Annotated in this window: 14 protein-coding genes; 7 read left to right on the forward strand and 7 right to left on the reverse strand. The window is 66.2% G+C overall.

What is annotated here, in order from left to right:
• The first annotated feature begins 44 nt into the window (after positions 1 to 44).
• The 7 genes from nifN (at position 45) to nifS (ending at position 5,198) form a co-directional block, all read left to right on the forward strand.
• On the forward strand, positions 45 to 1,418 hold the full coding sequence (gene nifN, locus GHK24_RS10460) for a nitrogenase iron-molybdenum cofactor biosynthesis protein NifN (RefSeq protein WP_153472822.1): 1,374 nt from the start codon (positions 45 to 47) through the stop codon (positions 1,416 to 1,418).
• A gap of 13 nt (positions 1,419 to 1,431) precedes the next feature.
• Complete coding sequence (locus tag GHK24_RS10465; RefSeq protein WP_153472823.1) at positions 1,432 to 1,929, forward strand: NifB/NifX family molybdenum-iron cluster-binding protein; 498 nt, start codon at positions 1,432 to 1,434, stop codon at positions 1,927 to 1,929.
• 92 nt (positions 1,930 to 2,021) lie between these two features.
• Positions 2,022 to 2,486, forward strand: a complete 465-nt coding sequence (locus GHK24_RS10470) for a NifX-associated nitrogen fixation protein (RefSeq protein WP_153472824.1) — start codon at positions 2,022 to 2,024, stop codon at positions 2,484 to 2,486.
• A gap of 7 nt (positions 2,487 to 2,493) precedes the next feature.
• Complete coding sequence (locus GHK24_RS10475) at positions 2,494 to 2,712, forward strand: CCE_0567 family metalloprotein (protein ID WP_153472825.1); 219 nt, start codon at positions 2,494 to 2,496, stop codon at positions 2,710 to 2,712.
• A gap of 3 nt (positions 2,713 to 2,715) precedes the next feature.
• A complete protein-coding gene (fdxB, locus tag GHK24_RS10480) occupies positions 2,716 to 2,991 on the forward strand; it encodes a ferredoxin III, nif-specific (RefSeq protein WP_153472826.1) in 276 nt (91 codons plus the stop codon).
• Between the two features lie 93 nt (positions 2,992 to 3,084).
• Positions 3,085 to 3,993 (forward strand): Fe-S cluster assembly protein NifU, encoded by a 909-nt coding sequence (nifU, locus tag GHK24_RS10485; RefSeq protein WP_153472827.1) that lies wholly within the window; start codon positions 3,085 to 3,087, stop codon positions 3,991 to 3,993.
• Positions 3,990 to 5,198 (forward strand): cysteine desulfurase NifS, encoded by a 1,209-nt coding sequence (nifS, locus tag GHK24_RS10490; RefSeq protein ID WP_153472828.1) that lies wholly within the window; start codon positions 3,990 to 3,992, stop codon positions 5,196 to 5,198. The genes nifU and nifS overlap by 4 nt, the downstream gene beginning before the upstream one ends.
• Positions 5,199 to 5,478: 280 nt before the next feature.
• On the opposite strand, the gene zapD is transcribed toward nifS, so the two are convergent.
• From zapD to ntrC, 7 genes are all read right to left on the reverse strand, one after another.
• Positions 5,479 to 6,234: a cell division protein ZapD gene (gene zapD, locus GHK24_RS10495; protein WP_167682048.1), complete on the reverse strand. Its 756-nt coding sequence runs from the start codon at positions 6,232 to 6,234 to the stop codon at positions 5,479 to 5,481.
• Between the two features lie 58 nt (positions 6,235 to 6,292).
• Positions 6,293 to 6,916: a dephospho-CoA kinase gene (gene coaE, locus GHK24_RS10500; RefSeq protein WP_153472829.1), complete on the reverse strand. Its 624-nt coding sequence runs from the start codon at positions 6,914 to 6,916 to the stop codon at positions 6,293 to 6,295.
• A complete protein-coding gene (locus tag GHK24_RS10505) occupies positions 6,913 to 7,887 on the reverse strand; it encodes an SPOR domain-containing protein (RefSeq protein WP_194286413.1) in 975 nt (324 codons plus the stop codon). Before GHK24_RS10505 ends, coaE begins: the two co-directional genes overlap by 4 nt.
• A 10-nt stretch (positions 7,888 to 7,897) precedes the next feature.
• Positions 7,898 to 9,256, reverse strand: a complete 1,359-nt coding sequence (locus tag GHK24_RS10510; RefSeq protein ID WP_153472831.1) for a TrpB-like pyridoxal phosphate-dependent enzyme — start codon at positions 9,254 to 9,256, stop codon at positions 7,898 to 7,900.
• Positions 9,257 to 9,383: 127 nt separating this feature from the next.
• Positions 9,384 to 10,106 carry a type III pantothenate kinase gene (locus GHK24_RS10515; RefSeq protein WP_153472832.1) on the reverse strand — a complete coding sequence of 241 codons (723 nt, stop codon included), beginning with the start codon at positions 10,104 to 10,106 and terminating at the stop codon, positions 9,384 to 9,386.
• Complete coding sequence (locus GHK24_RS10520; RefSeq protein WP_153472833.1) at positions 10,103 to 10,912, reverse strand: biotin--[acetyl-CoA-carboxylase] ligase; 810 nt, start codon at positions 10,910 to 10,912, stop codon at positions 10,103 to 10,105. Before GHK24_RS10520 ends, GHK24_RS10515 begins: the two co-directional genes overlap by 4 nt.
• A gap of 197 nt (positions 10,913 to 11,109) precedes the next feature.
• Positions 11,110 to 12,537: a nitrogen regulation protein NR(I) gene (gene ntrC, locus GHK24_RS10525; protein WP_153472834.1), complete on the reverse strand. Its 1,428-nt coding sequence runs from the start codon at positions 12,535 to 12,537 to the stop codon at positions 11,110 to 11,112.
• Positions 12,538 to 12,540: the final 3 nt, after the last annotated feature.

A 12,540-nucleotide genomic window follows, 5' to 3' on the forward strand; every position in this document is an offset into this window, starting at 1 on the left:
GCTTGCGAAAGCACTAGCAACCCACCCTTGTGTGACGAACAACCATGGCCGAGATCGTAAAGAAAGCAAAGCCGCTGACGGTCAACCCGCTGAAGGCCAGCCAGCCGATGGGGGCCGCGCTGGCGTTTCTCGGGCTACGCGATGCCATCCCGCTATTGCACGGATCGCAAGGGTGTACGGCCTTCGGCAAGGTCTTCTTCGTTCGCCATTTCCGCGAACCGATCCCGCTACAGACGACGGCGATGGACCTCGTCAGCACGATCATGAACGCCGACGAGAACGTACTCGCCGGACTGAAAGCACTGTGCGAAAAAAGCCAGCCGCAGGTGATCGGCCTGGCGACGACCGGCCTGTCTGAAACGCAAGGCACCGATATTCACTCGCTGGTGACGCGCTTTCGCACGACCTGCCCGCAGTTCGCGCACGTCGCCATCGTGCCGGTCAACACGCCCGACTACGTCGGCTCGCTCGAAAGCGGCTTCGCGCTAGCGGTGGAAGCGATGATCGACACGCTGGTGCCCGCCTCGAACAGCGTCGGGCGCCGCCGGCAGGTCAACGTGCTGGCCTCGTCGATGCTGACGCCCGGCGATCTCGAGCAGATCCGCGAGTGGATCGAGTCCTTCGGTCTGCGCGCCGTGCTGCTGCCCGACCTTGGCGACTCGCTCGACGGACATCTCGTCGACGCCGAGAACACGCCCCTGACACTCGGCGGCACCCCGCGCGGCGACATTGACAGCCTGGGCGAATCGCTCGCCACGCTCGTCATCGGTCGTTCGCTCGCTCGGGCCGCCGACCTGCTGCGCGAACGCACGGGCGTCCCCGACCTGCGCTTTGACCACCTGCTCGGACTCGATGCCTGCGACGCCTTCACCGACGCGCTGGCGACGCTCGCCGGCATCGCCGTCCCCGAACGGATCGAACGGCAACGGACGCAATTGCAGGACGCCATGGTCGATACCCACTTCATGACCGGCTTCACGCGCATTGCACTGGCACTCGACCCCGACGCGCTGCTCGCCTTTGGCGGATTTCTCAGCGGCGTCGGCGCCGAGATCGTCGCCGCCGTGGCGCCCACCCGCGCCGACGGCCTGGCGCAGATGCCCTGCGCGAGCGTGCGCATTGGCGATCTTGCCGACCTCGAAGAGGCCGCCCGGCAGGCCAACGCGCAGATCCTCATCGCCAGCTCGCACGCCGCCGCGACCGCGCAGTCGCTGGGCATTCCGCTGTGGCGAGCCGGTTTCCCGCAATACGACTTCGTCGGTGGCTACGCCCGCGTCTGGGTCGGCTACCGCGGCGCGCGGCAAGCCTTGTTTGACCTCGCGAACCTTGTCCTGGGGCACCACCATGAGATTCCCGTCTACCGCTCGATCTACCGTGACGACGGCGCGCAAGATCCAGCTCGCCTGGTCTGCCACTGAGGCCGTGCCGAGCATGCTGAAGGTCGCCTTCGCCACTTCCGACCGTGCCTCGGCCAACGAGCACTTCGGCGCCGCCAGCGGCTTTGCCGTGTACGCCATCGACGGCGAACACGCACGGCTCGTCGAAGTCGCCGAGTTTTCCGAATCGGCAGAGCCACTTACCTCCGCGTGCCCGGCACCGGTGGGCGAGGAGGCACCGCAGGCTGGCCATGACAACAATGGCCGTGGCGGCAGCGGACATAGCGAGAGCCGTCTCGCCACCAAAATCGCCGCCCTCGAAGGCTGCGCCGCCGTTTACTGCCTCGCCGTCGGCGGCTCGGCCGCGCGGCAGCTGCTGGCGCGCGGCATCCACCCCGTCCGCCTCGACGCTGCAGAAAGCATCGACGCCCTGCTCATAAAGCTGCGCGCCGCCATCCGCGAAGGCAGCGTGCCCTGGCTCACGACGGCAGTGCACCGCGCCCGCGACAGCGCCCGCTTTGAGCGCATGGCCGCCGAGAGATGGGAGGAATGATGCCACGCCGCGCCCGACACTCTCGCCACGCTATGCGCCACCTGCCCTGACCACTTCCCACCCGACGCCCCGCTTACCTCCGGAGAACATCGATGAGCACCCTCACCCGCGAACGCGACCCCATTCTGGATACCGACTTCATCAAGGAGATGATCCGGCAGATGCGGGCGCTCGACAGCTACGGCACCTACGACGGCCAGCCGGTCGAGAAACTTCTGGAGCCGCTGATCCTGACGCGCGAACGCAAGGCGCAGATTCCGCTGATCGGCGATCCGGATGAACAGACCGTCGCCAGCCTCAAGGCCTTCTACAACGCCATCGCCACGCTGATCGAAAAGGAATGCGGCCTGATGGCGGTGCCGCTGGTGCATCTGTCGCACGAAGGTTTCGGTCGCGCCCTGATCACCGTCGGCAAGCTCGTCGTCAGCGACCGCACGCTGCGCGACGTACACCGCTTCGGCTTCGAAAGCCTGTCGAAGATGAAAACCGAGGCCGACAAGATTCTCGCCGTCGCCCTGTCGGTCGTCAGCGAACACGCCGACGTCGCCGGCATGTGAGTCCGCCATGAGCGACGACGAACTCCGCGCGCGCGAGCAGGACGTGAAACGCCTCAAGCGCATCGCCTCCGAGTGGGCCGGACAACTGCACGATCTGGTCGAAGACCGACTGCCGGCGGCCTACGCCGAGCTTCCCGAGATTTCCCGCGCCACCTACGACGCCTGCAAGGCCTGGGCTGACGCGGTCGCAACCCTCAATGCACTCCATACCTCCGAGAAAGGATAAGACATGGCAAACGCAGTGACGCGGGGCGGCACCCCCTGGACCCCTCTCTACGTAGATGCAATCAACCCGAAGAACTGCATCGGCTGCGGCCGCTGCTACAAGGTTTGCCCACGCGACGTGCTGACGCTCGTCGATCGTGGCGACGACGACATGGACGACGACTGGGACGACGAAGACGCCAAGGCGCTGATGAGCGTCAAGGATGCGCAAGACTGCATCGGCTGCGGCGCCTGCGGACGTACCTGTCCGAAGAGTTGCTTCACCTTCGTCGCCGCCTGAGCGCGGCCACGTCACGCGGCGGGCGAAGGCAGGAAACGCCGGCAGGCGCGGCGCTGACCCGCCGGCCGCCTTTCGCGATTCAAGGAGATCATCATGTGGGATTACTCGGACAAGGTTCGCGAACACTTCTTCAACCCGCGCAATGCCGGTCTGCTCGACGGTGCCAATGCGGTCGGCGATGTCGGCTCGATCAAGTGCGGTGACGCACTGCGCCTGATGCTCAAGGTCGACCCGGCGAGCGAACGCATTCTCGACGCCAGCTTCCAGACCTTCGGCTGCGGCTCGGCCATCGCCTCCTCGTCGGCGCTGACCGAAATGGTCAAGGGCAAGACGCTCGACGAAGCCCTGACCGTCAGCAATCAGGACATTGCCGACTTTCTCGATGGTTTGCCGCCAGAGAAAATGCACTGTTCGGTGATGGGCCGCGAAGCCCTGCAAGCCGCCGTCGCCAACTATCGCGGCGAGGCCTGGCAAGACGCCCACGCCGAGGGCGCGCTGGTCTGCAAGTGCTTTGCCGTCGACTCGGTCCTGATCGAGGACGTGGTGCGCGCCAACGGCCTGACGACCGTCGAACAGGTGTCCAATTACACCAAGGCCGGCGGCGGCTGCGCCTCCTGCCACGAAGGCATCGAAGAGATCCTCGCCAAGGTCGCGGCCGAACGCTGCACGGCGCCCACCGCCGAAACCAAACGCTGCGAGCCGGCGCCGGTCGCCGCCAGCGCGGCGAGCCCGGCTCCAACGGCCCGCCTGACCAACTTTCAGCGCATGCGCAAGATCGAGGAAACCGTCGAGTCGATCCGCCCGATGCTGCAACGCGATCACGGCGACATCGAGATCGTCGAAGTCGACGGCAAGAACATCTACGTCAATCTGAAAGGCGCCTGCCAGGGCTGCATGCTCGAAGCGTCGACGCTGAACGGCATCCAGACCCGTCTGGTCGAGGAGCTCGGCGAATTCGTCCGCCTCCTGCCGGCCAGCATGCTCGGACGGGCGCTGTCATGACACCGATCTATCTCGACAACAACGCGACGACCGCCTGCGATCCGGCGGTCGTCGCGGCCATGCTGCCGTATTTCACCGAGCAGTTCGGCAACCCCTCGTCGATGCACAGTTTTGGCAACAAGGTCGGCCTGGCCATCAAGGGCGCGCGCGAAAGCGTGCAGGCGCTGCTTGGCGCCGAACACGACTCGGAAATCATCTTCACCTCGTGCGGCACCGAATCCGACTCGACGGCCATCCTGTCGGCACTGCGCGCGCAGCCGGAGCGCAACCAGATCATCACCACCGTCGTCGAGCACCCGGCGATCCTCGCCCTCTGCGAACAGCTGGAAAAAGACGGCTACGTCGTCACGCGTCTCGGCGTCGACAAGCGCGGCCGCCTCGACCTCGACGCATACCGCGCCGCGCTCGGTCCGCGCACCGCCATCGTCTCGGTGATGTGGGCGAACAACGAGACGGGAACGCTGTTCCCGGTCGAGGCCATGGCCGAACTGGCACACGCGGCCGGCGCCCAGTTTCACACCGACGCCGTGCAGGCCGTCGGCAAACTGCCGATGGATCTCAAGCGCACGCAGATCGACATGCTGTCGCTCTCCGGCCACAAGCTGCACGCACCGAAAGGCATCGGCGTGCTCTATCTGCGCCGCGGCACGCGCTTTCGCCCCTTCCTGCGCGGCGGGCACCAGGAACGTGGCCGACGCGCCGGCACCGAAAACACCGCCTCGATCGTCGGTCTCGGCGTCGCCGCCGCGCTGGCAAAAAACGCGATTGCTACCGAAAACAGCACGGTGCGCCGCCTGCGCGACCGTCTGGAAGCGGGCATTCTGGCGCAGGTGTCGAACGCCTTCGTCACCGGCGACATCAGCAACCGGCTCCCCAACACCAGCAACATCGCCTTCGAATTCATCGAAGGCGAAGCCATCCTGCTGCTGCTGAATAAACTCGGGATCGCCGCCTCGTCCGGCTCGGCCTGCACCTCCGGCTCGCTCGAACCGTCGCACGTCATGCGCGCCATGGGCATTCCCTACACCGCCGCGCACGGCACGACGCGCTTCTCGCTTTCGCGCTTCACGACGGAAGCCGAAATCGACCGCGTCATCGCCGCCATCCCGCCGATCATCGCCCAACTGCGCAAGATTTCGCCCTACTGGGGCGAACAGGGCCCGCTTGCCAACGCCGACGAAAGCTTCGCGCCGCAATACTCGTAACTGCGCTGCACACCGCGGCAAGCCCTACCCGCCCGGTCATCGCTGACGGGCGGGAGGTAGCGGCAGGCAAGATACGAGGAAGAAGGGGCGAGAGGAAGGCGCGGGGGAATACCCGGCGCGAGTTGGCGACTGCTGGCGTGCAGCGGGGCAAAGCGGAACCGGGAAGGAAAACCGAGTTAGAAGAAACGGGGCGGAGAATCGGCGCGCAGATGCAGCGGAAACCTCACCAACAGTGCGTAGCAGGCGCCTCGACAGCTAGGGCGGCGGCCACGCTGCCTGATTACAGGTTACAGAAGGTCAGATCGAAGTCGACATCGCTGTCGCAGGGGCGCGGACGATGGTCGCCGTCGGCGCGGGCGAAGCGGATGTTCAGCGCGTATTTGTTGGCGCTGATTTCCGGCACATAGGCGTCGCTGAGCTTCACCGAGACACGCACCATCTGCGTCGTGCTGCCGCCCAGCATCAACTGAAAGGCGCCGCCCTTGGCGACGTTTTCTTCCGGATGGCCGCTGGCACGCAGCAGGCGCAAAACGATCACCAGACCGTCGCGCAAAGGCAAGAGCGGCTTGATCCAGGCATCGAGCGCACGACGCCGCTGCTCGGCCGTCTGGTTCAACCAGAAGTGGTAAGACGGCAAATCGAATTCGCAGACACCGCCGGGAATCGCCGCCCGGCTGCGAATGCTCATCAGCCAGTCGTTCTCGCGCAGATGCTGACCGATCTTGCCGGTCATCGACAGGAGCGCCGCCGATGCCTGCTCGATCTCGTACAAGGCGCCGGACAGGGCTTCCTCGGAGATGTCGGGATTGTTGCGATAAGCGATCAGGGTCTGACGCTGCCGCTCCAGCTCCTGAATCAGATCGAGCTTGAGATCGGCGCGACCGGCAACTTCGAGGATTTCAAACAAGGTCACCAGCGCAACGTGGTGCTCCAGGGCACCGTCGTTCTGCATGAAATGCGCAGACTTGTCGAACAAATCCTCCAGACGCAGCAATGTGCGTATGCGTTCGTTGAAAGGATATTCGTAAGTAATCACGCAGCCGTCGCCAGTCTCGCGGAAAGTGCCCGAATTCTGAACTGTTTACGCGAAAAGCTCAACGCTGCGCTGCAAGTTTCGCGCCCGCAACCTCGAGAAAGCGCTGATGCAGAGTTTCGACGCGCGGATCGATCTCGGCCAGGTCACCGTCGTTATGTAAAACGTCATCGGCCGCCGCCAGCCGCCGCGCCCGCGACGCCTGCGCGGCGATGATCGCGCGCACTTCGTCGGGCGACAGATGGCTGCGCGCGACGACACGGCGGATTTGCGTCACCTCCTCGCAATCGACGAGCAGAACGCGATCCACCCGACGTTGCCAGACACCTGATTCGACGAGCAGCGGCACGACGACTATGAGATAGGGCGCCTGCGTTTCGGCGGCGCAGCGAGCGTCGCTCTCGGCACGAATCAACGGATGCAGGATCGCCTCAAGACGCGCCCGCGCCGCGCGATCGGCGAAGACGAGCGCCCGCATCGCCGGCCGGTCGAGCGCGCCGTCGGCACGCACCACCGATTCGCCAAACGCCCGCACGATTGCCGGCATCGCCGCGCCATTGGCCGCCGTCAGCGCATGCGCGATGAGGTCGGTGTCGATGATCGGCACTCCGCGTGCGGCGAAGCAATCGGCCACCGCGCTCTTGCCACTGCCGATACCCCCCGTCAGTCCAACAATGAAGCTCATCGCGCCACCTGACACGGGCCCGGATGCGCCGCAGGAAGCCACTGCGCCGCCGCCTGCCGCAAGGCGCCGGCCTGCGCGTCGGCCACCTGCACCTGTAGCGTCGCCGGGCGCACCAGCGCCCCGCGCTCGCCGACACGCGCCGTACGCACGCCTTTGGCACGCAAGGCGTTCAGGCGATCATTGGCCGCCTCTTCGCTGGAGAACAAGCCAAGCGAGATGGCATAGCGATTGGGGCCGGGATCGAGAATGACGAAAAGCTCCGGAGCTTCGAGGCGTTTCAACTCGTTCGCCTTGCGCTCAGCTTCCGCACGGCTGGCAAGCGGCGGGATGTAAACCCACCAGCCCGCCGGCACGCTCGCGCCGGCCGTCCGCTTGATCTGCGCACTGGGGAAACGCTCGCCGGCCAGACGTTCGAGGCGCTCGGCGTCGCTGGCCGCGAGTTCGCCCCAGCGCAGGCAACGCCCTGCTGCCTTGGCCGCGTCCGCCACCGGCGGCGCAGCAGCAACATTGGCCGCCGCCGCGACTGGCGCCTTGCTAACCGTGCGGGAGGCGTCCTTGTCGGACTCAGGCGCCGCTTTTTCGGGGGCTTTCATCGGCGTCTTGTCGGCGACGGGCTTTGCCGCCTCGCTCTTCGCCGGGGCAGTCACGACAGCGCCCGGCGCGATGACTTCGGGGCGCTTGTCGGCGGCTTTGTCGCTAGCCTTCTCCACGGCGGAGGGACGGGCGTCGGCCTTTCCGGCGTCGCCTGCAGCCGTCGGTTCGGCCTTCTCCGCCGATGCGGAAGGCGAAGGCGACGTTGCTTCAGCGCTGGCGGTGGCCGACGCGTCGCGCGGCACAATCGACAGTTTCTCGGCATTCAACTGCTGTTGCAGACGCCGGCCATCGGGCGATTCGGGCGTGCCGAAGTAACCCTGCGCCCAGGCAAACAGCAGCAGATTGGCAAAAACGAGAACGAAGACCAGTGCGCGCATGGCGTCTCTCTTAGCCGACCTTCGGCAAATGTGCCAGCGACGCGGCAATTGCCTCGGCCGGGTAGTCATAGTTTTCCAGCTGGCCGGAGAGATAGCGGTCGTAGGACGCCATGTCGAAGTGGCCGTGGCCGGTGAGATTGAAGAAGAGCGTCTTGGCCTCGCCCGTTTCCTTGCAGCGCAAGGCCTCGTCGATGGTTGCACGCACGGCGTGGCTCGATTCCGGCGCCGGAATGATGCCTTCGGCGCGCGCGAACATGACGCCCGCCTCAAACGTACCGACTTGCGGCACCGCCAGCGCTTCGATCAATCCCTCGTGATAAAGCTGCGAAACGAGCGGCGAAGCACCGTGGTAGCGCAAACCGCCAGCATGAATCCCCGGCGGCATGAAATCGTGGCCGAGCGTGTACATCTTCATGATGGGCGTGAAGCCCGACGCGTCGCCAAAGTCGTAGGCATAGGCGCCACGCGTCAGCGACGGGCAGGAAGCCGGCTCGACGGCGACGAGGCGCAGGTTCGGCGTCTTGCCGGCAGCCTTGTCGGCGAGGAAGGGGAAGGCGATGCCGCCGAAGGACGAACCGCCGCCACAGGGGCCGAACACCATGTCGGGCCAGTCGCCGGCCTTCTCGAACTGCTTCTTGGCCTCAAGGCCGATGATCGTCTGGTGCAGCAGCACGTGATTCAGAACCGAGCCGAGCGCGTAATTGGTATCGGCGCGGCCGGCGGCCTCCTCGACGGCTTCCGAGATCGCCAGACCGAGCGAGCCGTTGCTCTGCGGATCGTGCGCCAGCGCATCGCGGCCGGTCTGCGTCAGCGCCGACGGGCTGGCCAGCACTTCGGCGCCCCAGGTCTGCATCATCGAGCGGCGGAAGGGCTTCTGGTCGTAGCTGACCTTGACCATGAAGACGCGCACGTCGATGCCGAACATCTGCCCGGCAAAGGCGATCGACGAGCCCCACTGGCCGGCGCCGGTTTCGGTGGTCAGCCGGCGAATCCCCGCCTGCCGGTTGTAGAAGGCCTGCGGCACCGCCGAATTGGGCTTGTGCGACCCGGCCGGCGAGACGCCTTCGTTCTTGTAGTAGATGCGCGCCGGCGTACCGAGCGCTTCTTCAAGGCGCCGCGCGCGACAGAGCGGCGACGGCCGCCACAGGCGGTAGATCTCGCGCACTTCCTGCGGGATCGGAATCCAGCGCTCGGCCGACATCTCCTGCTCGAGAATATTCATCGGGAAGATCGCCGCCATTTGCTCGACCGGCACCGGCAAGCCATTCGGCCCCAGGGGCGGCGCCGGCGGCGTCGGCATGTCGGCGACGACGTTGTACCAGTGCGTCGGGATTTCCGACGCGTCGAGAACAAAACGCAGCGATTCCATTCAATCTCCCTGAATTCTCAGTTTTTATAGAAAAACAGCGGCAACTTCCGGCAAACGCACGGTATCGCGCCGGCCAACACTCCACGCTTCGCCCCACAGCAACGATACCAACGGCGGCCACGACTCCCTAGACCGCCACATCCTCAGCGGCAAAGCGCAACAAACCTTCGAGCACCAGATTGTCGATCCGCCACACCGGCAGCGCAAGACGTGCCGCCAGCGCCGGCGCCGAACCGCCGGAGAGCAGGCACGGCGAACCTTCCGGCAACTGCCGGTAAAGGCGCTCGACGGCGCCCGCCTGCGCGTGCAGACAGCCGGAGACGATCGCATCCTCCGTGCGCCGCGGCTGTTCGCAGAATTCGCCGTCGGCGAAGGGCAGCAAGGCGGTGGCATCGGCGAGCGAACGCCGCATCAGATCGAGGCCAGGCAGAATCAGCCCGCCCTGAAACACGCCCTCGGCATCCAGAAGATCAACCGTCGTCGCCGTACCGGCGCAGACGACGAGACATGCGCCCGTGACACGCGCCCGCGCGCCGATCAGCGCCGCCCAACGGTCGGCGCCGAGACGTTCCGGCGACTGGTAGCGATTGACGACGCCGCACTGCCGCGCGCCCGGGCGCAGCCAGCGCGCTTGCGCCAGCCGCTCGCCCAATGCGAGGCGCAGGCTCGCATCGACGGCAGCTCCGGCGACGTTGCAGATGACGATGCGGGAAGGTGCCGGCCACGGCTCGATCAGCTCGGCAAGAGACGCTGCCTCAGCAAGCGCGAGCGCGCCCTGCGCCTGCCAGGCGTCGTCATGCCAGACGCCCCATTTGATGCGGCTGTTGCCCGCGTCGATGGCGAGAATCATGCGGCGCGCAGCGACACGTCGCCGACCAGATAGCGCTCGATGCGGCCGTCCGGCAGGGCCAGCAGCAAGGCGCCGTCGCTGTCGGCGCCAAGGCAGCGCCCTTCGACCACCGCCGAGTCGGTTGTCGTGCTATCGCCCAGCAAACGTACCGGCCTCTCCTGCCAGACGTGGCGCGACTGCCAGTCATCGCGTACGGCCGCGAAGCCGCCGGCGACAAAGCGGTCAAGCGTGCACGCCAGCGCATCCAGCAAAGCCGCCAGCAAGACATGCCGTTCCGGCACCGGCCCGGCGGCGTCGAGCGCCGCGGCCGGCAGGCCGAAGCCGTCCGCCGCGGGTGGCTGATGCAGATTGAGGCCGATGCCGATGATGGCGGCGGTGGCAGCACGGTCGCTCGCCAACTCGATCAGGATGCCGCCCAGCTTGCCGGCGCCCGACGCACCGAGCAGCACGTCGTTCGGCCACTTGAGAGCAACGCCCGCGACACCGCAGTGCTCCAGCGCCTGCGCCACAGCCACACCGACCGCCAGCGACAGACCGGCGATGCGCGCCGGCTCGTTGGCCAAACGCCAGAGCAGCGAAAACGTCAGGGTATCGGCGGGAGCGCTATGCCAGACCCGCCCGCGCCGGCCGCGACCGGCAGTCTGCCGGTCGGCGACGATGACTCGTCCGGAAGGCGCGCTGGCCGATTGCTGGAGCAGCACGGCGTTGGTCGAATCGCATTCGGGCAGCGCCACGACGTCGAAGCGTCCACGCCCCGCGCCAAGCAGTGCGGACAGACGAACGGGGTCGATCAGGCAATCGCTCATGACAGCGGAAGGGGTCAGATCCAGAATCGGGGACGATCCGGCAGCGCCGGGGCGAAGTTCAAACGGCGGCCATTATCCCCGATATTGGCGCGTTCGCGCCCGGATTCGTATGCCAGACGTGCGCCGACCGCAGCGCATGGCGAAAACCGCCGTTGCTGCCCCACCACGGGCTGATAAAACCGCCCGCCGCCGCGAACTCAGGCCTCGCCGGCGGTTTCCGTGTCGGTGGCGCGCGAGGTGTCGAGCTTGAGTTCCTGAATCTTGCGCGTGATGGTGTTGCGACCGATACCAAGCGCCTGCGCCGCCTCGATGCGCCGACCACCGGTCGACATCAGGGCACGGGCGATCAACAGGCGCTCAAAGCGCTGCGTCAGTTTTTCGTGCACATCGCCACCACCGTTTGCCAGCATGCGGTCGACTTCCTGCGACAAGGCCGACTCCCAGTCCGTCGCGGAAGGCTCCGTCACGCAATCGCGCAACTCTGGCGGCAGATCGGCGACCTCGACGGTCTGCCCCGGCGCCATGACGGTCAGCCAGTGGCAGAGGTTTTCCAGCTGCCGCACGTTGCCGGGGAAATCGAGCGCACACAGATGGCGCAACGCGGCTTCCGACAGGCGCTTGCTGTCGCCGCCCAACTCCTGCGCGCTCTTTTGCAAAAAGTGGCGGGCGAGAATCGGAATATCCTCACGCCGCTCACGCAGGCTCGGCAGACGCACGCGAATGACGTTGATCCGGTGAAACAGATCCTCGCGGAACAGTCCGTCGCGCACGCGCGCTTCGAGGTTCTGGTGCGTGGCGGCAATGACGCGCACGCTGGCCTTCAGGGGCGAATGACCACCGACGCGATAGTAGTGGCCGTCGGAGAGGACGCGCAGCAGACGCGTCTGCAACTCGGCAGGCATGTCGCCGATTTCGTCGAGGAAGAGCGTGCCGCCCTCGGCCTGCTCGAAACGCCCGCGCCGCTGTACGGCGGCGCCGGTGAACGCACCCCGCTCGTGACCGAACAGCTCGGATTCGAGCAATTCCTTGGGGATCGCTGCCGTGTTGATGGCGATGAAGGGATGCTGCGCGCGCGGGCTGTGGCGGTGCAGGGCACGCGCGACGAGTTCCTTGCCGGAGCCCGACTCGCCGGTAATCAGCACCGTCGCATGCGACTGCGAGAGGCGACCGATGGCGCGAAACACTTCCTGCATGGCCGGTGCCTGACCGAGGATTTCGGGCGTCAGGCTGATTTCTTCGGGGCTGCCGCTTTGCCGCGAACTTTCGGTGATGGCGCGGCGAATCAGTTCGAGCGCCTGATCGACATCGAAAGGCTTCGGCAGATATTCAAACGCCCCGCCCTGGAAGGCGGCGACAGCGCTCTCCAGATCGGAATACGCAGTCATGATGATGACCGGCAGCGCCGGGAAGCGCTCCTTGACCTGTTGCAGGAGATCGAGTCCGGAACGGCCGGGCATGCGGATGTCCGACACCAGCACCTGCGGCGGCTCGTGCCCCGTATCGAGGCGCGTCAGCGCTTCGCTCGCCGAGGCAAAGCTGAGAAAGGGGATCTGTTCGCGCGACAGCGTTTTTTCGAGTACCCAACGGATCGACCTATCGTCGTCAACGATCCAGACCGGTTTCATTGC

This window comes from Rhodocyclus gracilis, assembly GCF_009617575.1.
Taxonomy (GTDB): domain Bacteria; phylum Pseudomonadota; class Gammaproteobacteria; order Burkholderiales; family Rhodocyclaceae; genus Rhodocyclus; species Rhodocyclus gracilis.

Coding starts and splice junctions, on each gene's coding strand:
- nifN (WP_153472822.1), top strand. CDS start 45: ATGGCCGAGATCGTAAAGAAAGCAAAGCCGCTGACGGTCAACCCGCTG.
- GHK24_RS10465 (WP_153472823.1), top strand. CDS start 1,432: ATGCTGAAGGTCGCCTTCGCCACTTCCGACCGTGCCTCGGCCAACGAG.
- GHK24_RS10470 (WP_153472824.1), top strand. CDS start 2,022: ATGAGCACCCTCACCCGCGAACGCGACCCCATTCTGGATACCGACTTC.
- GHK24_RS10475 (WP_153472825.1), top strand. CDS start 2,494: ATGAGCGACGACGAACTCCGCGCGCGCGAGCAGGACGTGAAACGCCTC.
- fdxB (WP_153472826.1), top strand. CDS start 2,716: ATGGCAAACGCAGTGACGCGGGGCGGCACCCCCTGGACCCCTCTCTAC.
- nifU (WP_153472827.1), top strand. CDS start 3,085: ATGTGGGATTACTCGGACAAGGTTCGCGAACACTTCTTCAACCCGCGC.
- nifS (WP_153472828.1), top strand. CDS start 3,990: ATGACACCGATCTATCTCGACAACAACGCGACGACCGCCTGCGATCCG.
- coaE (WP_153472829.1), bottom strand. CDS start 6,916: ATGAGCTTCATTGTTGGACTGACGGGGGGTATCGGCAGTGGCAAGAGC.
- GHK24_RS10505 (WP_194286413.1), bottom strand. CDS start 7,887: ATGCGCGCACTGGTCTTCGTTCTCGTTTTTGCCAATCTGCTGCTGTTT.
- GHK24_RS10510 (WP_153472831.1), bottom strand. CDS start 9,256: ATGGAATCGCTGCGTTTTGTTCTCGACGCGTCGGAAATCCCGACGCAC.
- GHK24_RS10515 (WP_153472832.1), bottom strand. CDS start 10,106: ATGATTCTCGCCATCGACGCGGGCAACAGCCGCATCAAATGGGGCGTC.
- GHK24_RS10520 (WP_153472833.1), bottom strand. CDS start 10,912: ATGAGCGATTGCCTGATCGACCCCGTTCGTCTGTCCGCACTGCTTGGC.
- ntrC (WP_153472834.1), bottom strand. CDS start 12,537: ATGAAACCGGTCTGGATCGTTGACGACGATAGGTCGATCCGTTGGGTA.